Consider the following 18,849-nt stretch of genomic DNA (forward strand, 5'->3'; position numbering starts at 1 on the left):
CGAACGACTGTCGTCCCCGCCCCCCTGGGCCGAGCCCATGCAGCCTCCCGCTCCGGCCATGATCACGACGGTCGGCGCTGTCACGCCGACCGTCCCCGCCTACTACCCCGACGGACGAGCAACGTAACGCACCCGCACCGTTCGACGCTGGTTACCTCCGCCTCATCCTGGCGTAACAGACGGGCCGGGGCGACTCGGGCGGTCCGGCCGGGATGACCAGGCCGGAGATTCAGCTGTCCCCACCTACGAAATGTGAGTGTGTGATCTGGCCGACACCACGGACCGGACCAGCGCGGCCACCGGTCGCGGGTCCGGCTCGTTCTCCGGATGCCACTGCACCCCGAGCACGAAGCGCCGCGCCGGATCCTCCACCGCCTCGATCACCCCGTCGTCGGCCCAGCCGGTCACCGCCAGGCCGCCGGGGTCGGCCACCGCCTGATGGTGGTACGAGTTGACCCGGTCCACCCCGGCCATCACCTCGGCGGTCCGGCTGCCGGCGGCGAAGCGCACCGGGTGCGACCCGTACACGCCCGGCGCGGGACGGTGCCCGTCGTGCCCGACCACGTCCGGCAGGTGCTGGTGGAGCAGGCCGCCGTACGCCACCGCGAGCAGCTGCATCCCCCGGCACACGCCCAGCACCGGCAGGTCGGCGGCGAGCGCGGCGCTCAGCAGCGTCGTCTCCCCGGCGTCGCGCTCCGGCCGGCTCTCGGTGCGCGGGTCGGGCGGCTGCCCGTACCGCTCCGGGCCGACGTCCGCGCCGCCGGCCAGCAGCAGCCCGTCCAGCATCCCCAGCACGTCCGCGTCGGCGTCGTCCGGGGGCAGCACCACGGCCCGGCCGCCCGCCGCGGTGACCGCCCGGACGTACGCGTGCGGCACGAGCGTCGCCGGCACGTCCCGCCACACCGCCCAGCCGGCCGGCTCGACGTACGCGGTGATGCCGATGACCGGCCTCATAGCGGTGTGACGTAGGCGCCGGTGATGCCGCCGTCGACGACGAACTGCGCGGCGGTCATGAACGAGGCGTCGTCGCTGGCGAGGAACGCCACCGCGGCGGCGATCTCGGTGGGATCGCCGAACCGGCCCATCGGCACGTGCACCAGCCGCCGGGCCGCCCGCTCCGGGTCCTTGGCGAACAGCTCCAGCAGCAGCGGCGTGGCCACCGGACCGGGGCACAGCGCGTTGACCCGGATGCCCTCGCGGGCGAACTGCACGCCCAGCTCCCGGGTCATCGCCAGCACCCCGCCCTTGCTCGCCGTGTACGCGATCTGCGACGTCGCCGCGCCCATCAGCGCCACGAACGACGCGGTGTTGATGATCGAGCCCTTGCCCTGCCGCCGCATGTGCGGGATGACGTACTTGCAGCACAGGTAGACGCTCGTGGTGTTCACCCGCAGCACCCGTTCCCAGGCGTCCAGGCCGGTCTCCAGGATGGAGTCGTCGTCCGGCGGCGAGATGCCCGCGTTGTGGAACGACACGTCCACCCGGCCGTGGCGCTGCACCACCCCGTCGAACAGGTCGCGGACCGCCGTCTCGTCGGCCACGTCGGCGGCGACGAACTCGCCGTCCACCTCCTGCGCGGCCCGGGTACCGGCGTCGGCGTCGATGTCCACGCACACCACCCGGGCGCCCTCGGCGGCGAAGCGCCGCACGGTGGCCAGCCCGATGCCGCTGCCCGCGCCGGTCACGACCGCCACCCGGTCGGAAAGCCGTCCCTGCACTGTGATCACTCCTCGGTGCCGATGAACACGTTCTTGACGTCGGTGAAGGCGTGCAGCGCGTCCGGACCCAGCTCCCGGCCCAGGCCGGAACGCTTCATCCCGCCGAACGGGGTCCAGTAGCGCACCGAGGAGTGCGAGTTGACGCTGAGGTTGCCGGCCTCGACCGCGCGGGCCACCCGCACCGCCCGCCCGACGTCCCGGGTCCAGATCGAGCCGGAGAGGCCGTACTCGGTGTCGTTGGCGAGCCGGATCGCGTCCGCCTCGTCGTCGAACGGCAGCACCGAGACGACCGGGCCGAAGACCTCCTCCCGCCAGTGCCGGTCGGCCGGGGAGCCGGCGAGCAGCACCGTCGGGGCGTACCAGAAGCCGGGGCCGTCGGGGCAGGAGCCGGTGAACGCGACGTCCGCGCCGTCGACGTACCCGGCGACGCGGTCCCGGTGCGCGGCGGAGATCAGCGGGCCCATCTCGGCCGTGTCCCGGGCCGGGTCCTCCACCCGCACCGCCCGTACGGCCGGTTCGAGCAGTTCCAGGAACCTGTCGTACACCTGACGCTGGACCAGGATGCGGGAGCGGGCGCAGCAGTCCTGGCCGGCGTTGTCGAAGACCGCGTACGGCGCGGTGGCCGCCGCCTTCTCCAGGTCGGCGTCGGCGAAGACGATGTTGGCCGACTTGCCGCCCAGCTCCAGCGTCACCCGCTTCACCTGGGCGGCGCAGCCGGCCATGATCCGCGTGCCGACCTCGGTCGAGCCGGTGAAGCAGATCTTGCGGACCGCCGGGTGGGTGACGAACCGCTCGCCGACCACGCTGCCCTGACCGGGCAGCACTGTGAACACGCCGTCAGGCAGGCCGGCGTCGCGGGCCAGGTCGGCCAGGCGCAGCGCGGTCAGCGGGGTCAGCTCGGCCGGTTTCAGCACGACCGTGTTGCCGGCGGCGAGCGCCGGGGCGAACCCCCAGCCGGCGATCGGCATCGGGAAGTTCCACGGCACGATCACGCCGACCACGCCCAGCGGTTCGTGGAACGTGACGTCGAGCCCGCCGGGTACCGGGATCTGGTGCCCGGTCAGCCGTTCCGGCGCGCCCGCGTAGTAGTCGAGCACGTCGCGGACGTTGCCCGCCTCCCAGCGCGCGTTGCCGATGGTGTGCCCGGCGTTGCGCACCTCCAGCAGAGCCAGCTCCTCCAGGTGCGCGTCGACCTGGGCCGCGAACCGCCGCAGCAGCCGCCCCCGATCCCCCGGCGCCACGTGACGCCACGTCTCGAACGCCGCGGAAGCCCGCGCGACAGCCGCATCCACGTCCTCAACGGAGCACCCCGGAACGACCCCGATCCCCGCCCCGTCAACAGGCGAGATCACCTCACCCACGCGGTCCCCCTCCCCTCAGCTCGGCGATCTTGTAGTTGCTGCCCCGGCGAAAGCCGCACAACGCCCGCGTCGAGGGCTGTAAGTGCAAGATCGGCGTCGACAGCGGGGGCGCGAGGGCGGGCGCGGGGGCGAGGGAGGGCGGCGGGTCAGAGGCGTTCGAAGCCACGGGTCAGCTCCCAGTCCGTCACCGCGGCGTCGAAGGCGGTCAGCTCGACCTTCGCCTGGTTGGCGTAGTGGTCGGCCACCTCGTCACCGAACGCCGTCCGGGCCACCTCGGAGCGCTGCCACAGGTCCAGCGCGTCACGCAGCGTGGTTGGCACCCGCTCGGCGTCCGGGTCGTCGTACGCGTTGCCGGTGCACTCGTCCGCCAGCTCCAGCTCGTTCTCGATGCCGTGCACCGCCCCGGCCACCAGTGCGGCGATCGCCAGGTACGGGTTGACGTCGGCCCCCGGCACCCGGTTCTCCACCCGCATCCCCTGCCCGTGCCCGACCAGCCGCAGCGCGCAGGTGCGGTTGTCGGTGCCCCAGCGCAGCGCGGTCGGCGCGAACGAGCCCGGCTGATAGCGCTTGTACGAGTTGATGTTCGGCGCGAAGAACAGGCTGAACTCGCGCATCGTGGCGAGCAGCCCGGCCAGCACCCGCTGACCGGTGACGCTCAGGTGCGCCGGCCCGTCCCCCAGCATCGCCGACGAGCCGGAGGCGTCACGCAGCGAGAAGTGGATGTGGCAGGAGTTGCCCTCCCGCTCGTTCGGCTTCGCCATGAACGTGATCGCCATGCCCTCCTGGGCGGCGATCTCCTTCGCGCCGTTCTTGTAGATGACGTGGTGGTCGGCGCAGCGCACCGCCTCGTCGTACCGGAAGGCGATCTCGTGCTGGCCGAGGTTGCACTCGCCCTTCGCGCTCTCCGGGGTGAGCCCGGCGCCGGCCATCTCGGTGCGGATACGGCGCAGCAGCGGCTCGACCCGGGCGGTGCCGAGCAGCGAGTAGTCCACGTTGTACTGGTTGGCCGGCGTCAGATCGCGGTAGCCGCGCCGCCACGCCTCCTCGTACGAGTCGCGGTAGAGCACGAACTCCAGTTCGGTGCCGGCGTACGCGGTCAGCCCGTGCGCGGCCAGCCGGTCCAGCTGCTTGCGCAGGATCTGCCGGGGCGAGGCGACCACCGGGCCGGAGCCGTCCAGCCACTCCAGGTCGGCCAGCAGCAGCGCGGAGCCGGGCTGCCAGGGCATCCGGCGCAACGTGTCCAGGTCGGGGCGCATGGCGAAGTCGCCGTAGCCGCGTTCCCAGCTCGACATCGCGTACCCGTCGACGGTGTTCATGTCGACGTCCACGGCGAGCAGGTAGTTGCAGCCCTCGCTGCCGTGCGTGACCACATGGTCGAGGAAGTAGGGCGCGTGGAACCGCTTGCCCTGCAAGCGCCCCTGCATGTCGGTGAGGGCGAGCACCACCGTGTCGATCTCACCCTCGGTGACGGCGACCCGCAACTGTTCCAGCGAGAGCGGCGTTGGTTTCATCAGGGGCCTCCAACACCAAGGTCTACTGGCAAACCGGATCACCGTCAATGCCCCGGCGAGGCCGGGTGCGAAACCGGGGAGAGCACATGCGCCGTCGTACCGTCGCGGTCGTCGCCGCCGTCCTCGCGATCGTGCTGGCCGCCACCGACGCGCACGCCGACCGCAGACCCGCCGAGGGGCGACCCGCCGCCGGGCCGGACCGGCCGGCGACCGCCGACGCGCGACCGGTCATGCTCGACCTGCGCGGCTTCGACGGACGCTCCGGCTGGTCCGGCTACGACCTGAGCCGCCCGCACGTCGTCGCCACCGGCCTGGAGGCGCCGTGGGGCCTGGGCGTCCTGCCCGACGGCAGCGCCCTGGTCGCGCAGCGGGACCGGGGCACGATCCTGCGCGTACGCCCCGGACGCCCGGCCCGCGAGGTGGCGCGGATCGCCGACGTGGTCGCCGGTGGGGAGACGGGCCTGCTCGGGCTGGCGGTCTCCCCCACGTACCGCCGGGACCGGTGGGTCTACGCCGCCTACACCACCGCCACGGATCTGCGGATCGTCCGGTTCCGCCTCGGCTCGTCCCGCGCGCCCCGGGTGCTGGTCAGCGGCATCGCCCGCAGCTCGGTGCACGCCGGCGGGCGGATCGCGTTCGGCCCCGACGGCATGCTCTACGCCGGGATCGGCGACGCCGGGGTGGCCGCCCGCGCGCAGGACCTGACCAGCCGCAACGGCAAGATCCTGCGGCTCCGCCCGGACGGCCGGACGCCCGCGGACAACCCGTTCCCGGGCTCGCTCGTCTACAGCTACGGCCACCGCAACGTGCAGGGCCTCGCCTGGGACCGGCACGGCCGGCTGTTCGCCACCGAGTTCGGGCAGAGCACCTGGGACGAGGTGAACCGGATCGTGCCCGGCGGCAACTACGGCTGGCCGGTCGTCGAGGGCGTCGCCGGTGATCCCCGGTTCCGGGACCCGGTCGTCGTCTGGCCGCCCGCCCAGGCGTCCCCGAGCGGCGCCGCTTTCGCCAGGGGCACGCTCTACGTCGCCGCGCTGCGCGGCGCCCGGCTGTGGGCGGTGCCCGTCGACGCCGCCGGCCGCGTCGGCGTACCGGTGGCGGAGCTGGCCGGCACGTACGGCCGCCTGCGTACCGTCGAGGTGGCCCCCGACGGCGCGCTCTGGGTCGCGCCCAGCAACCGCGACGGCGGCGGCACCCGGGCGGCCGGCGACGACCGCATCCTGCGCTTCCCGCTCACCCACCGCCGCCCCACGATCTGACCCCTGGGGTACGCGGACAGCCCGCGCCGCGTCAGCCACGAACCCGCGCCCAGGCCAGGAATCGGCTGTGCAGGTCCGGCGCGTGGTCGGGATTCAGTTGGGCGAGTTGTTCCCGCGCCTCGGTCATCAGCCCGCCGAGATAGAGCAGCAACGCGGTGCGGTCCTCCCGGTACTCGACGAGCAGCGACAGCCGGGCCGGCTGGCAGGGCCACTCCGCCCCGCAGTTGCGGCACCGCCAGAGCGGGCGCACAGGCAGGTGCGGAACCACGCACCGGCCCATCACCGCAGCCTTCGGGCGATCGCACGCGCCTCGTCGTCGCTGAGCGGAAGGAACCAGAAGAACCGCCGGACGATCTCGGGCGGTTCCGGCCCCTCGACGCGGCCACGCAGATCCCGGATCGCGCCGCGTACGAGGAACGCCATCATCCGGATGAGCGCAGCCGTATCGAGCTGATCGCGCGGAATGCGACGCAGGGTGGGACACGGCCACGGCTCCCGGCAGCGCTCGCATGTCCAGTCCGGCTGATACCCGACGTGCCCGATGGCGCTGAGGACACCGACCAGAGCCGTCACCAGCGGCCCCCGTTCGCCCGCCACTCCTGCGCCGGTGTCAGACGACCTGGGCTGCCCGGGCGAACCGTGGGAAACACCCGGGTCGGCTCGCGCATCCACGCCGGCAGGTTGCTGCCGGGGTCTCGCTTCGGCAGGGTGGGCAGCTCCCGGGTACGGCACCGGAACCATCGGACACGCACATCGGCCTCCTCGTTGATGGAGGGGGCCGCCCGGCATCGTCGGGACCGGGCGGCCCCGGGCTGGAATCCGCCCGTGCTCGCCTGCGACGAGCGAATCCGCATGCGTGACAGTCTGGTGAGGACATCGCTACGGTCGGAAGGCATCGAGCCTGGTCACGGCGCACCAGTGAAGCACCGGGCCGGTCGGCGGATGTCGAATGAAGTTCACGCACGGACTGTGGAGGAACTGTGGAGGAACCGACAGCCGATCTCATCCGATCGCACCTCCGCCGGATGCGCTCCGCCGCCGGTCTCAGTCAGGAGGAGTTCGGCAGGCTTCTGCACTACTCCGCGTCCATGGTCTCGGCAGTGGAGACTGGGGCCCGTCCGCTGGATCGCGTGTTCCTTGCGCGAGCAGATGAGGCGCTGAAGACCGGCGACCTGCTGACAACGCTGCTGAAGATGGCCGAACGGGAGAGCCAGCCTTCGTGGTTCCGTCCCTGGCTGGAGGCCGAGCGCTCGGCCCGTCAGCTTCGGTATTTCAATCCGTCCCTGATCCCTGGCCTGCTTCAGACGGCGAACTATGCCCGGATGGTGCTGCGCTTCGACAGCACGAGACCCCACGAGGAAGTGGAGAAGCAGGTAGCTGCACGATTGGAGCGGCAGGAGATCTTGCTTCGCGACCGTCCCCCGCTCGTCATCGCAGTGACTGATGAGTCAGCGCTCCGCCGCCGTGACGCCATCATGGCCGAGCAGCTCGCGCACCTGCTGCACATGGCCGAACTGCCGCACGTCCAACTACACGTTATTCCAGCCGATGCCGGTCATCACGTCGGCCTTTCCGGGCCGCTGGCGCTGGCCCACTCGGCGGAAGGCGGCTGGGTGGGGCACCTGGAGAACCAGCTTGCGGGTCTGGTCGTCGATGGCGAGGATGCGATGGCGACGCTCCTGGCACGGTGGGAAGGCGTCCGCAGCGTAGCCTTGCCGCAGACCCTGTCGGTCGCCCTGATAAAGGAAGTAGAGAGTCAGCATGGACCTCAGTAGCGCGATCTGGAAGAAGTCCACCCGCAGCGGCACGAGCGGTGGTGACTGCGTGGAGGTGGCCGACAACCTGCCGGGAGTCGTACTCGTACGCGACAGCAAGGACCGCGACGGCGCTACCCTCCACGTCACCCCGTCCTCGTGGCGGTCATTCATCGCCCTGGCCAAGCAGACCGGACCCGCAGCCTGACCAACAGGCCACTTCACATCGGCTGGACCCAGGCGGCTCGCCACTGCGGAGACGGGTCATGGCCGAGGCTGGTCCAGTACTCCCGGCCCTCGACGATCCGCCCGTCGCGCACGGTCCAGAACGACGCGACCCGGTGCACGCCCATCCCCTCGTGCGGCACCTCCACCTCGGACACCACCGTCTCGCCCGACGCCACCACCCGCAGCACCCGGATCGACCAGCCCTCCGGGTACTCGGCGTTGATCTTCACGTAGTTGTCGCGACCCACGATCCGCTCGGCGCTGGCCGGCCACTCCACCACCACGTCGTCGGCCAGCAGCTCGCCGACGCCGGCCCAGTCGCGGGCCTGCATGCGATCCCACAGCGCGCGTACCACCGCTTCCGCATTCATGGGCCGGATCATGGCAGGCCCCACCGACAGCTACGACGGCTCGGCGGGCTCCGGCTCCGGATCGGCCTGTTCGACGGTACGGCGCGGGCCGGTGAACCACCTGCGGGCCGAGGCGTACCACCAGATGGCGACGCCGAGCAGCACGCCACCGATCGCGATCGGCGCGTAGTTGACAGCCGTCCAGCTGAAGTCGGGGTTGCCGGGCACCCCCGCCGGGACGATCGGCAGCACGAAGTAGATCGAGATGACGGCGATCTCGACCACCGCGATCCAGCCGAGCAGCTTGTAGCGGCGGCCGAGCGTCCACGGGCCCGGGGTGAACCGGTCGCCCATCCGCAGCCGCAGGAAGATCGGGATGATGAAGGACAGGTACAGCCCGATCACCGCCACCGACACCACCGCGTAGAACGCGACAGGGATGCCGCCGCGCTGGTAGAGCGCGGGCAGCGTGAGCACCAGCCCGGCCAGCGTCGCGCCGATGATGGCTTTCACAGGCGTGCCGTTGCGGTCGACAGTCGACCACAGCCGCCAGCCGGGCACGGCCCGGTCGCGGCTGAACGCGTACGCCATCCGCGACATCGACGTCACGCAGCTCATGCCGCAGAAGAACTGCCCGATGGTGGAGATGATGATGACGGCCTTGAAGAAGAACGGCGTCAGCGCCGTCTCGAAGATCGCCCCGGAGAAGCCGCCCGCCTCGTTTATCGCGTCCACGTCGGTGGCCGCGAACAGGAACGCCAGCAGCAGGATCCAGCCGCCCACCGCCGAGTAGAAGATCGACCGCCACAGCCCCTGCGCGGCGGCCTTGGACGCGCCGCGGGTCTCCTCGGAGACGTGCGCGCAGGCGTCGAAGCCGGTGATCGTGTACTGCGTGAGCAGAAAGCCCAGCGGCAGCACGTAGAACCAGAACGCCAGCCCGCCGGTGTCGCCGTCACCGAAGCCGGAGTTGTTGAACTGCTCGGTGAACACGAACTGGAAGCTCTGGTGGTTGTCCGGGACCAGGACCAGGATCAGCACCACGGCGGCCGCGCCGGCCACGTGCCACCAGACCGAGACGTTCTGGAGTACGTCGATGATTCGGTGCCCGTAGATGTTGATCAGCCCGTGCAGCGCGAGGATCACCACGAACAGCCCGAACGTCTGGTGCCCGGTGCCGGCCCAGCCGTCGAACAGCGCCGACAGCGTCAGGTTGAGGAACGTGGCGCAGCCGTAGTCGACAGAGGCGGTCACCGCGACCAGCCCGATCAGGTTGAGCCAGCCGGTGAACCAGCCGTGCACCGGCCGGCCCATGGTCGCCGCCCACCAGTAGATCCCGCCCGCCGTCGGGTACGCGGAAACCAGCTCGGCCAGGCAGAAGCCGATGATCAGGATGAACAGCGAGATCAGCGGCCAGCCCCAGGAGATCGCCACCGGGCCACCGTTGTTCCACGCCTGGCCGAACGTGGTGAAGCAGCCGGCCAGGATCGAGATGATGGAGAACGAGATCGCGAAGTTGGAGAAGCCGCTCCACTTGCGGCGCAACTCCTGTTTGTAGCCGAGTTCGGCGAGTCGTCGGGCGTCGTCGTCCATCGGCTGCTCGGCGGTCGGCGCGGGCGTCGTGGCCACTGCACACCTCCTCGAGGCGATGCTCGTGCGAGTGCTCGCAGTGTGCTCCCGGCCGATCAAGGTGGTCAATACGTACCCCGGTAATTGCGTTGTCGCCGGATCCCACCGGGGGCATCATTGTGGGCGTGACCAGGCCCGACCCGACGGGCCGGCGCCGGGCGCTCGGCAACGCCCGGTCCGCGGCGGCGCGCGGCGTCCACCTCTCTCTCACTGAAGTACGGCGATCGGCCGTACCCTCCGGACGCCCCGCGCCGCCGCACCTCTAGACGAACAGCAACCCGGCGACCCAGAGCGCGGCGATCATCAGGCCGGCCATGAACTCCAGCAGCATGGACAGCCCGGCCGCCTTCAGCGCCTGCACGGTGGCCGGCCAGGCGAGCCGGGTGTCGCCCAGCCGCAGCCGCTCCGCGCCGAAGATCCCGCCGACGAAGCCGATCGGCAGCCCGACCACCGGGATCACGAAGAAGCCGACCACCCCGAGCAGCCCGCCGACCAGCAGCGACGACGTGGGCACGCCGGTCCGCTTCAGGTTCCGCCCGGGCCACAGGTACTTGAGCACGGTGCCGCCGGCGGCGATCACTGTGGCGGCGGCGAGCACCGCCCAGCGGCCCGGCCCGGCGCCGCCGAACAGCGCCCACACCAGTACGCCGCCCCAGCACAGCGGCAGCGCCGGCAGCCCGGGCACTACCACTCCGGCCAGCCCGGCGATGATCGCCAGCGCGGCGACCACCGACACCACGGCCTGCGAATCGGTGAGGCTCACCGTTCTCCCTTCCTCGCCTGCCGCCGCGTGAGCGGGAGGTGTTAAGCGGGGCCCCCTGCTCTACCGGAGGCGTTAACAGGGGGCCCTTCCTTACCCGCCCAGGCGGGCGCGGATGCCGTCGGCGGGCATCGGGGCGCCGAACAGGCGGCCCTGCCCGGTGTCGCACCGCAGCGCCCGCAGCCGCTCGGCCTGCACCTCGGTCTCCACCGCCTCGGCCGTCACCGACAGCTCCAGCGCGTGCGCCAGCCGGACCAGCGCGTCCACGATCCGCTCGTCCCGGTGGTCGGCGACCGCGTCCCCGCCGTCACCCTTTATCCCCTCGACGAACGGGCCCGCCAGCTTCACGCAGTGGATCGGCAGCCGCCGCAGGTACGCCAGGTTCGAGTACCCGGTGCCGAAGTCGTCGATGGCCAGCCGCAGCCCCAGGTCGGCGAGCTGGTGCAGGGTCCGCAGCGGCTCACCCGCGCTGCCCATGACCGCGCTCTCGGTCAGCTCCAGCTGCAACAGCTCGGCCGGCAGGCCGGTGTGCTGCAACGCCTCCGCGACCGTCTCCACGATGGCCGGGTCGTCCGCCTGCCGGGCGGCCAGGTTGACGCTGACCACCAGCGACGTCTCCGGGTACGCGCGCCGCCACGACTCGGCGTCGCGGCACGCCTGACGCAGCACCCACGCGCCGAGCCGGACGATCAGGCCGGTCTCCTCGGCCAGCCCGATGAACCGGTCCGGCCCGATCAGGCCCAGCTCGGGGTGCTGCCAGCGCACCAGCGCCTCGACCGCCACCATCGTGCCGTCCAGCAGCGACACGATCGGCTGGTAGTGCAGCACGAACTCGTCCCGGTCCAGCGCGGCGGGCAGGTTCGCGGCCAGCGCCGAGCGGGCGATGTCGGCGGCGCTGCGCTCCGGGTCGTACACCGCCCAGCGTCCCCGGCCCTCCGCCTTGGCCCAGTACAGCGTGGTGTCGGCGGCCTTCATCAGGTCACCGACGCTGGTTTCCGCCGCCGGGCACTCCACGATGCCGATGCTCGCCGACACGGCGAGCTGCTGGTCGGCGACGTGCACCGGCGCGGAGACGGCGGCCAGCGCCAGTTCGGCGACCTCCACCGCGTCGTCGATGCCGCCGTCGGAGTCGACCAGGATGACGAACTCGTCGCCGCCCATGCGGGCCACCAGGTGACCGCGCCCGGCCACGCAGTCGCTGAGCCGGCGGGCGATCACCTTGAGCAGCCGGTCGCCCAGGTCGTGGCCGAGGCTGTCGTTTATCGCCTTGAAGCCGTCCAGGTCGATGAAGCAGAGCCCGACGCGCTGGTCGTCGCCCGCCCCGTCGAAGACGGTGCCGAGCGTCTCGAAGAACAGCGTCCGGTTGGGCAGGCCGGTCAGCGGGTCGTGCAGCGCCTGGAAGCGCAGCCGCTGCTGCAGCTCGTACCGCTCGGTGATGTCCTCGACCATGGCGACGGTGAACCGGGGCCGGCCGTCGTCGTGCCGGATCAGCGAGACCGCGAGGTCGGTCCAGACGACGCTGCCGTCCTTGCGGTAGTAGCGCTTCTCGACCCGCGCGCTGTCCCGCTTGCCCTCGATCAGCTCCTGGTACAGCTCCCACATGCCGGCCGCGTCGTCGGCGTAGGCCAGCGCCGACACGTTCATCCGCCGCATCTCCGCGACGGTGTAGCCGAGCATGTCCGCGAAGGACTGGTTGACCTCGATGATCTGCCCGTCCACACCGGCGATGCCGATGCCGATGACGGCGCCGGTGAAGACCGCCCGGAAGCGGGCCTCGCTGTCCCGCAGCGCCTGCTCGACGGTGTCCCGCGCCTGCCAGGCGGAACGGGAGATCCGCTCCTGCTGGCTGAACACCCGGTCGCGCAACGCGCGGGCGAACCCGGCGGCGAACGCGCCCTGCAGCAGCGCGACCCGCTCGCGCAGTTCGGGTGACTCCGCCCGGCCGGGCAGCACCCACTGCAGGAACCGGTCACCGAGCGCCTGCACCGACCAGTCGAGCACGCCGGGCTCGGTGACCGGTTCCTGCACCAGGGCCCGTCCCACCTCCTCCGCCGGGCGGGCGGAGAAGGTGGGGGCGAGCAGGGCCTCGCCGAGCCGCTCGGTGAGCGGCACCAGCAGGCGCTCGGTCTCGGCCGCGGTCAGCGGCACGAATCCGATGCGGCGCACCGCACGAGCCCACTCGGCGGCGTACGCGACGGCGCCGGGCCGGCTGACGTCTCCCCCGTCGATGTCCGGGGCGCGCATGGGATCAGCCGAGGGCGCGGTCGTGCCGGGCGACGCCGCCGAAGGCGCCGAACCGCTCCGGGTGCTCGTCCACGTCCGACGGTGACTCGGGCCGCCACAGCGGCATGTGCACCACGCCCGGTTCGAGGATCGTCCAGTCGCCGAAGAAGCCGGTGATCTCGGCCCGCGAGCGCAGCGTGATCTCGGTGGCGGTACGCGCGGACAGCCGCTGCGCGTCCAGCATCTCCTGCGGCTGGTCCTCGAACGTGGAGTGGGAGATGACCAGGTAGCTGCCCGGGGCGGCGGCCGCCCGCAGGGTGGCCAGGATGTCGGCCGGGCGGTCGGCGTCCGGGACGAAGTGCACGACGCCGGCGAGCAGGATGCCCAGCGGCCGGTCGAAGTCGATCAGCCCGCTGGACCGGGCGTGGTCCAGGATCAGCTTCGGCTCACGCAGGTCGGCCAGGACCGCGGTGGCGCGCTCGTTGCCGGCGAGCAGCTCGTGGCTGTGCGCCACGGCGACCGGGTCGATGTCGACGTACACGATGCGGGCGTCCGGGTTCGCGGCCTGGGCGACCTCGTGCACGTTGCCGACGGTGGGGATGCCGGAGCCGATGTCGAGGAACTGGTCGATGCCGGCGTCGAGCAGCACCCGTACCGCCCGGCGCAGGAACTCCCGGCCCGAGCGCATGGTGGCGGCCAGGTTCGGTGTCATGGCCGCGATCTGCTCGGCCAGCTGCCGGTCGATCTCGAAGTTGTGGGCCCCACCGAGGAAGTAGTCGTAGACCCGGGCGGCGCTCGGCCGACTCAGGTCGATCTCGGTGGGCACGCCGTCCGGCGTCTGCATCGCTCGGTCCCCCAGGTCGTCGCCGCCGTCGCTGGCGGGTCGTGTGGTGCAGACCACTCTAGGCCGGTACGGCCAGGTATGGGAGATCCACAACGGGCGATGCTGCCGGCCGGCGTCAGTCGGCCGACTCCAGCAGCAGCGAGATGCCCTGGCCGACGCCGACGCACATGGTCGCGAGCGCCCGGCGGCCGCCCCGGCGGCGCAGTTCCAGCGCGGCGGTCAGCGCCAGCCGGGCGCCGCTGGCGCCGAGCGGGTGGCCCAGCGCGATCGCCCCGCCGCCCGGGTTGACATGCTCGGCGTCCTCCGGCAGGCCCAGCTCGCGCAGCACCGCCACGGCCTGCGCGGCGAACGCCTCGTTCAGCTCGATCACGTCCACGTCGGCGAGCGACAGGCCCGTCCGGTCGAGCAGCTTGCGGGTGGCCGGCACCGGGCCGACGCCCATGATCCGCGGCGGTACGCCGGCCGCCGCCGCGCCGCGTACCCGGGCCAGCGGGGTGAGGCCGTAGCGTTCGACGGCGGCCGCGGAGGCGACGAGCAGCGCGACCGCGCCGTCGTTGACCCCGGAGGAGTTGCCGGCCGTCACCGTGCCGCCCTCACGGAACGGGGTGGGCAGCGAGGCGAGCTTCGCCAGCGTCGTCTCGCGCGGGTGCTCGTCGGCCTCGACCAGCGTCGTCTCGCGCTTGCCGGCGGGCACCGTCACCGGGACGATCTCCTCGGCCAGCCGGCCGTCGGCCTGCGCCTTGGCGGCCCGCTGCTGCGAGCGGTACGCGAAGGCGTCCTGCGCGGCCCGGTCCACGCCGAACTCGGCTGCCACGTTCTCCGCCGTCTCCGGCATCGAGTCGACGCCCCAGCCCTTGCGCATCAGCGGGTTGACCAGCCGCCAGCCGATGGTGGTGTCGTACACCTCGGCGGTGCGGGCGAACGGCGTGGCCGCCTTCGGCATGACGAACGGCGCGCGGCTCATGCTCTCCACGCCGCCGGCCACCACCAGGTCGGCCTCACCGGCGACGATCGCGCGGGCGGCGGAGGCGAGCGCGTCCAGGCCGGAACCGCAGAGCCGGTTGACGGTGCTGCCCGGCACCTCCTCCGGCAACCCGGCGAGCAGCGCGGCCATCCGGGCCACGTTGCGGTTGTCCTCGCCGGCCTGGTTGGCGCAGCCCAGGATCACGTCGTCGGTACGCGCCCAGTCGACCGACGGGTGGCGGGCCACCAGCTCGCGGACGACGTGCGCGGCCAGGTCGTCGGGGCGGACCCCGGCCAGGGCGCCGGCGTACCGGCCGATCGGGGTGCGGACTCCGGCAACGAGATAGGCCACTGTCATCGCGCGTACGTCCTTCGGGGGTGGGAAGGGGTCGGTGGGGGTACCCGGCGCCAGGATATCCGTGACCGGAGCGGATAGGTTTGCCGCATGTCCGGGGCCCAGTTCAGCGCAGAGACAAGCGGCGGCGGCGCGTTCGTCCGCCAGCCCAACCGGTTCACCGGCCGGGTCACCCCGCACTCCACCTCCCCGGAGGGCGGCGGGCCGGACGATCAGGGGCGCTGGCCGCTGGAGGCGGGCCGCTACCGGCTGATCTGGTGCCGGGCCTGCCCGTGGGCGCACCGGGCCCGGATCGTGCGCGGCCTGCTCGGGCTGGACGAGGTGATCTCGCTGGGCACCGTCGACCCGATCCGGGACGAGCGGGGCTGGCGGTTCGCGCTCGACCCGGACGGCTTCGACCCGGTGCTCGGCATCGGCTTCCTGTCCGAGGCGTACCTGTCCACCGACGCGGACTACACCGGCCGGGTGACCGTGCCGGCGCTCGTGGACACGCTCACCGGACGGGTGGTCACGAACGACTATCCGCAGCTCACGCTGGACTTCTCGACCGAGTGGCGGCGGTTCCACGCGCCGGACGCACCGGATCTGTACCCGGTCGAGCTGCGCCCGGAGATGGACGCGCTGATGGCGGAGATCCACCGGGACGTCAACAACGGCGTCTACCGATGCGGGTTCGCCACCTCCCAGGAGGCGTACGACGAGGCGTTCACCGCGCTGTTCGCCCGCCTCGACGCGCTGAGCGAGCGGCTGGCCGGCCGGCGCTATCTGATGGGCGACACGATCACCGAGGCGGACGTGCGGCTGTTCACCACGCTGGTGCGCTTCGACGTGGCGTACCACGGGCACTTCAAGTGCAACGAGCGCAAGCTCACCGAGATGCCGGTGCTGTGGGCGTACGCGCGGGACCTGTTCCAGACGCCGGGCTTCGGCGAGACGGTGGACTTCGACCACATCAAGCGGCACTACTACGCCACCCACGACATGATCAACCCGACCCGGATCGTGCCGCTCGGCCCCGACCTGTCCGGCTGGACCACCCCGCACGGACGTGGCTGAGGACACCGGCCGCCGGATCGCCGCCGCGTTCGCCGCCGTCTGCCTGGCGGCCGGCGTGGCAGCGGTGACCGTTGCGGTGATCGCCGGTCCCGGTCCGGGCCCCGCCGGGTACGTGAGCGAAGCGGGCATCACGGACAGCGGGTACGCCGGGGCGTACCGGATCGGGATCTTCTCGGTGGCCGCGTCGCTGCTGCTGCTCGCCGGGGCGCTGCCGCCGGGGTTGCGGGCGGCGGCCGGGCTGCTCGGCATCGGCGCGGTCGCGACTGTGCTGTCCGGCGCTGTCACGTGCAGCGAGGGCTGCCCGTTGCCGCCGTTCGAGGCCCCCACGGTGGCGGACCTGGTGCACGGCGGGGCCAGCATCGCGGCGACCGCCGCTGTGGTGCTCGCCATGCTCGTGGTGCTGTTCTCCCGGGCGGCGGACCAGGGGCTGCGGCGGATCGCCGCGGTCGGCGCGGCGGTGGCGCTGCCGGTGGCCGTCGTGGTCGCGCTGGCGCTTCTGCTGGTCGGCCGCAGCACGCTGCTCGGGCTGTCGGAGCGGGTGCTGCTGGTCGTGGTCGCCGCCTGGGGACTGGTCACCTCCGGATACCTGGCTGTAAGGAGCCTCACCGGCGACGGTCCTTCCGTTCCCACCCGCGACGGGAGTAACGTGTCGCGACGATGACCAATGTCTGGTGCCTCACCGAGCGCCTGTACGTCGATCTGCGACGGCAGGCCAGCGGCGTCTGTCCGGCGTAGCTCCACGCCCTGACGCCCGCCTTCCCTCTCCAGACCTTGGACCCGTCCTCATGGCTTCCGCCCTGCGCAGAATTCCCTTCTCCGTCCAGATCCTGCTGGGCCTCGTGCTCGGTGTGGCGCTCGGTTTCCTCGCCCGCGCCGCCGACCTCGCCTGGCTGACCAGCACGCTCGACACCGTCGGCGGCCTCTTCGTCCAGCTGCTCAAGCTGGCCGTGCCGCCGCTGGTCTTCACCGCCATCGTGGTCAGCGTGGTCAGCCTGCGCGGCGTCGCCAACGCCGCCCGGCTCGCCGTCAAGACGCTGCTCTGGTTCGCCGTCACCGCGCTCATCGCGGTGAGCATCGGCATCGGCCTCGGCCTGCTCACCGACCCCGGCCGCGGCGTCAACCTGGACCCGGCCGGCGCCACCGCGCCGAAGACCACCGGCTCCTGGATCGACTTCCTCACCGGCATCGTCCCGACCAACCCGGTCGGCGCGTTCGTCGAGGGCAACGTCCTGCAGATCGTCTTCCTCGCCCTGGTGGTGGGTGCCGCCGCGCTGCTCGTCGGCGACGCCGCCGAGCCGTTCGTGTCGCTCAACCGCTCGCTGCTGTCGATCGTGCAGAAGGCGCTCTGGTGGGTCATCCGGCTCGCCCCGATCGGCACGCTCGGCCTGATCGGCAACGCCGTCGCCTCGTACGGCTGGGACCTGCTGGCCCCGCTCGCGAAGTTCACCACGGCCGTCTACGTCGGCTGCGCGCTGGTGCTGTTCGTGGTCTACCCGGTGCTGCTCGCGGTGGCCGGCAAGCTCAACCCGCTGCGTTTCTTCGCCGGCGCCTGGCCCGCCATCGAGCTGGCGTTCGTGTCCCGCTCCTCGGTGGGCACCATGCCGGTGACCCAGCGCTCGGTGGAGCGCCTCGGCGTCCCCCGCGAGTACGCCTCCTTCGCCGTGCCGTTCGGCGCCACCACGAAGATGGACGGCTGCGCCGCCATCTACCCGGCGCTCGCCGCGATCTTCGTGGCGCAGGTGTTCGGCGTGAACCTGGGCGTCACCGACTACCTGCTGATCGCGTTCGTCTCGGTGGTCGGCTCGGCCGCCACCGCCGGCCTGACCGGCGCGATCGTCATGCTCACGCTGACCCTGAGCACGCTGGGCCTGCCGCTGGCCGGGGCCGGCCTGCTGCTGGCCATCGACCCGATCCTGGACATGATCCGCACCGCCACGAACGTGGCCGGTCAAGCGGTGGTGCCGACCATCGTGGCCGCCCGGGAGGGCACGCTCGACCGGGCCGCGTACGACTCGGCCGGCAAGCGCGACCTGATCGAGCCGGTCGAGACCGAGCGGCTCGACCCCGTACCCGCCTGATCCACACTTCTTCGGGTGCGTCTTCCGAAAGCGGGAGGCGCACCCGAAGCCATGACCGGAGGATCTTCGACAATGAGCGCCCTGTTCACCCCGCTCGCCCTGCGCGGCGTCACGCTGCCCAACCGGATCGCGCTGGCGCCCATGTGCCAGTACAGCGCCGGGCCCGACGGCCTGCCCACCGACTGGCACCGCGTCCACCTCGGCTCCCGCGCGGTCGGCGGGGCCGGGCTCGTGATCACCGAGGCGACAGCTGTGGTGCCCGAGGGCCGGATCAGCCCGCAGGACACCGGCCTCTGGTCCGGCGCGCACGTCGACGCCTGGCGGCCGATCACCGCGTTCGTCGCCGCCCACGGCGCGGTGCCGGCCGTGCAGCTCGCGCACGCCGGGTTCAAGGCGTCCACGTACCGGCCGTGGGCGCCCGCGCGCGGCGGCGTGCCGGACGCCGAGGGCGGCTGGACCCCGGTGGGCCCGGGCGACCAGCCGTTCGTGCCGGAGTACCGCACGCCCACCGCGCTGGACGAGGCGGGCATCGCCGCCGTGGTGGACGCCTTCGCCACCGCCGCCGGGCGGGCGCTCGACGCCGGGTTCGCCGCCGTGGAGATCCACGCCGCGCACGGCTACCTGCTGCACGAGTTCCTGTCCCCGCTGACCAACCGGCGCACCGACGGCTGGGGCGGCGACCGGGCCGCCCGGATGCGGCTCACGCTGGAGGTGGCCCGCACGGTACGCGCCGCCGTCGGCGAGTCGGTGCCGGTGCTGACCC

The 18,849-nt window shown here is 72.3% G+C and carries 18 protein-coding genes and 1 pseudogene; 7 read left to right on the forward strand and 12 right to left on the reverse strand.

Going from position 1 to position 18,849, the window contains the following annotated elements:
• Window positions 1–243 precede the first annotated feature (243 nt).
• The 4 genes from KBX39_RS04365 to KBX39_RS04380 all read right to left on the reverse strand — a co-directional run bounded on the left by KBX39_RS04365 (window position 244) and on the right by KBX39_RS04380 (window position 4,590).
• Window positions 244–954 carry a gamma-glutamyl-gamma-aminobutyrate hydrolase family protein gene (locus KBX39_RS04365; protein ID WP_043325834.1) on the reverse strand — a complete coding sequence of 237 codons (711 nt, stop codon included), beginning with the start codon at window positions 952–954 and terminating at the stop codon, window positions 244–246.
• On the reverse strand, window positions 951–1,718 hold the full coding sequence (locus tag KBX39_RS04370; protein WP_043330553.1) for a 3-oxoacyl-ACP reductase: 768 nt from the start codon (window positions 1,716–1,718) through the stop codon (window positions 951–953). The genes KBX39_RS04365 and KBX39_RS04370 overlap by 4 nt, the downstream gene beginning before the upstream one ends.
• Window positions 1,719–1,723: 5 nt before the next feature.
• Complete coding sequence (locus KBX39_RS04375) at window positions 1,724–3,079, reverse strand: aldehyde dehydrogenase (protein ID WP_210869270.1); 1,356 nt, start codon at window positions 3,077–3,079, stop codon at window positions 1,724–1,726.
• Window positions 3,080–3,225: 146 nt separating this feature from the next.
• Window positions 3,226–4,590 carry a glutamine synthetase family protein gene (locus KBX39_RS04380; protein ID WP_210869272.1) on the reverse strand — a complete coding sequence of 455 codons (1,365 nt, stop codon included), beginning with the start codon at window positions 4,588–4,590 and terminating at the stop codon, window positions 3,226–3,228.
• A gap of 86 nt (window positions 4,591–4,676) precedes the next feature.
• Between KBX39_RS04380 and KBX39_RS04385 the strand changes: the two genes are divergently transcribed.
• Entirely contained in the window at window positions 4,677–5,849 is a 1,173-nt protein-coding gene (locus KBX39_RS04385) for a sorbosone dehydrogenase family protein (protein WP_210869275.1), read from the forward strand.
• 31 nt (window positions 5,850–5,880) lie between these two features.
• On the opposite strand, the gene KBX39_RS04390 is transcribed toward KBX39_RS04385, so the two are convergent.
• Both KBX39_RS04390 and KBX39_RS04395 read right to left on the reverse strand, forming a co-directional pair.
• On the reverse strand, window positions 5,881–6,129 hold the full coding sequence (locus tag KBX39_RS04390) for a flavin reductase (protein ID WP_113971787.1): 249 nt from the start codon (window positions 6,127–6,129) through the stop codon (window positions 5,881–5,883).
• A complete protein-coding gene (locus KBX39_RS04395) occupies window positions 6,129–6,422 on the reverse strand; it encodes a hypothetical protein (RefSeq protein WP_233514559.1) in 294 nt (97 codons plus the stop codon). Before KBX39_RS04395 ends, KBX39_RS04390 begins: the two co-directional genes overlap by 1 nt.
• Window positions 6,423–6,874: 452 nt before the next feature.
• Between KBX39_RS04395 and KBX39_RS04400 the strand changes: the two genes are divergently transcribed.
• A complete protein-coding gene (locus tag KBX39_RS04400; RefSeq protein WP_051611197.1) occupies window positions 6,875–7,624 on the forward strand; it encodes a helix-turn-helix transcriptional regulator in 750 nt (249 codons plus the stop codon).
• A complete protein-coding gene (locus KBX39_RS04405) occupies window positions 7,611–7,811 on the forward strand; it encodes a DUF397 domain-containing protein (RefSeq protein ID WP_113971789.1) in 201 nt (66 codons plus the stop codon). Before KBX39_RS04400 ends, KBX39_RS04405 begins: the two co-directional genes overlap by 14 nt.
• Window positions 7,812–7,824: 13 nt before the next feature.
• Here KBX39_RS04405 and KBX39_RS04410 read toward each other — a convergent pair whose 3' ends face one another.
• From KBX39_RS04410 to pcaF, 6 genes are all read right to left on the reverse strand, one after another.
• A complete protein-coding gene (locus KBX39_RS04410) occupies window positions 7,825–8,202 on the reverse strand; it encodes a nuclear transport factor 2 family protein (protein WP_064447071.1) in 378 nt (125 codons plus the stop codon).
• 30 nt (window positions 8,203–8,232) lie between these two features.
• Entirely contained in the window at window positions 8,233–9,807 is a 1,575-nt protein-coding gene (locus KBX39_RS04415; protein WP_210869277.1) for an amino acid permease, read from the reverse strand.
• A gap of 262 nt (window positions 9,808–10,069) precedes the next feature.
• Window positions 10,070–10,570: a DUF456 domain-containing protein gene (locus tag KBX39_RS04420; protein ID WP_043325848.1), complete on the reverse strand. Its 501-nt coding sequence runs from the start codon at window positions 10,568–10,570 to the stop codon at window positions 10,070–10,072.
• Between the two features lie 90 nt (window positions 10,571–10,660).
• A complete protein-coding gene (locus KBX39_RS04425; RefSeq protein ID WP_210869279.1) occupies window positions 10,661–12,811 on the reverse strand; it encodes a bifunctional diguanylate cyclase/phosphodiesterase in 2,151 nt (716 codons plus the stop codon).
• A 4-nt stretch (window positions 12,812–12,815) separates the two neighbouring features.
• On the reverse strand, window positions 12,816–13,634 hold the full coding sequence (locus KBX39_RS04430; protein ID WP_043330555.1) for an SAM-dependent methyltransferase: 819 nt from the start codon (window positions 13,632–13,634) through the stop codon (window positions 12,816–12,818).
• A gap of 115 nt (window positions 13,635–13,749) precedes the next feature.
• Window positions 13,750–14,955, reverse strand: a complete 1,206-nt coding sequence (pcaF, locus tag KBX39_RS04435) for a 3-oxoadipyl-CoA thiolase (protein WP_210869281.1) — start codon at window positions 14,953–14,955, stop codon at window positions 13,750–13,752.
• A gap of 87 nt (window positions 14,956–15,042) precedes the next feature.
• Between pcaF and KBX39_RS04440 the strand changes: the two genes are divergently transcribed.
• From KBX39_RS04440 to KBX39_RS04455, 4 genes and pseudogenes are all read left to right on the forward strand, one after another.
• Entirely contained in the window at window positions 15,043–16,008 is a 966-nt protein-coding gene (locus KBX39_RS04440) for a glutathione S-transferase family protein (protein WP_210869283.1), read from the forward strand.
• A complete protein-coding gene (locus KBX39_RS04445) occupies window positions 16,001–16,669 on the forward strand; it encodes a DUF998 domain-containing protein (RefSeq protein ID WP_210869285.1) in 669 nt (222 codons plus the stop codon). The genes KBX39_RS04440 and KBX39_RS04445 overlap by 8 nt, the downstream gene beginning before the upstream one ends.
• Before the next feature lie 136 nt (window positions 16,670–16,805).
• Entirely contained in the window at window positions 16,806–18,086 is a 1,281-nt protein-coding gene (locus KBX39_RS04450; protein ID WP_181373726.1) for a dicarboxylate/amino acid:cation symporter, read from the forward strand.
• 72 nt (window positions 18,087–18,158) lie between these two features.
• Window positions 18,159–18,849: pseudogene (locus KBX39_RS04455) on the forward strand (oxidoreductase); the annotation flags it as partial.

It is taken from the genome of Micromonospora sp. D75 (assembly GCF_018070405.1).
In the GTDB taxonomy this organism is placed as follows: domain Bacteria; phylum Actinomycetota; class Actinomycetes; order Mycobacteriales; family Micromonosporaceae; genus Micromonospora; species Micromonospora chalcea.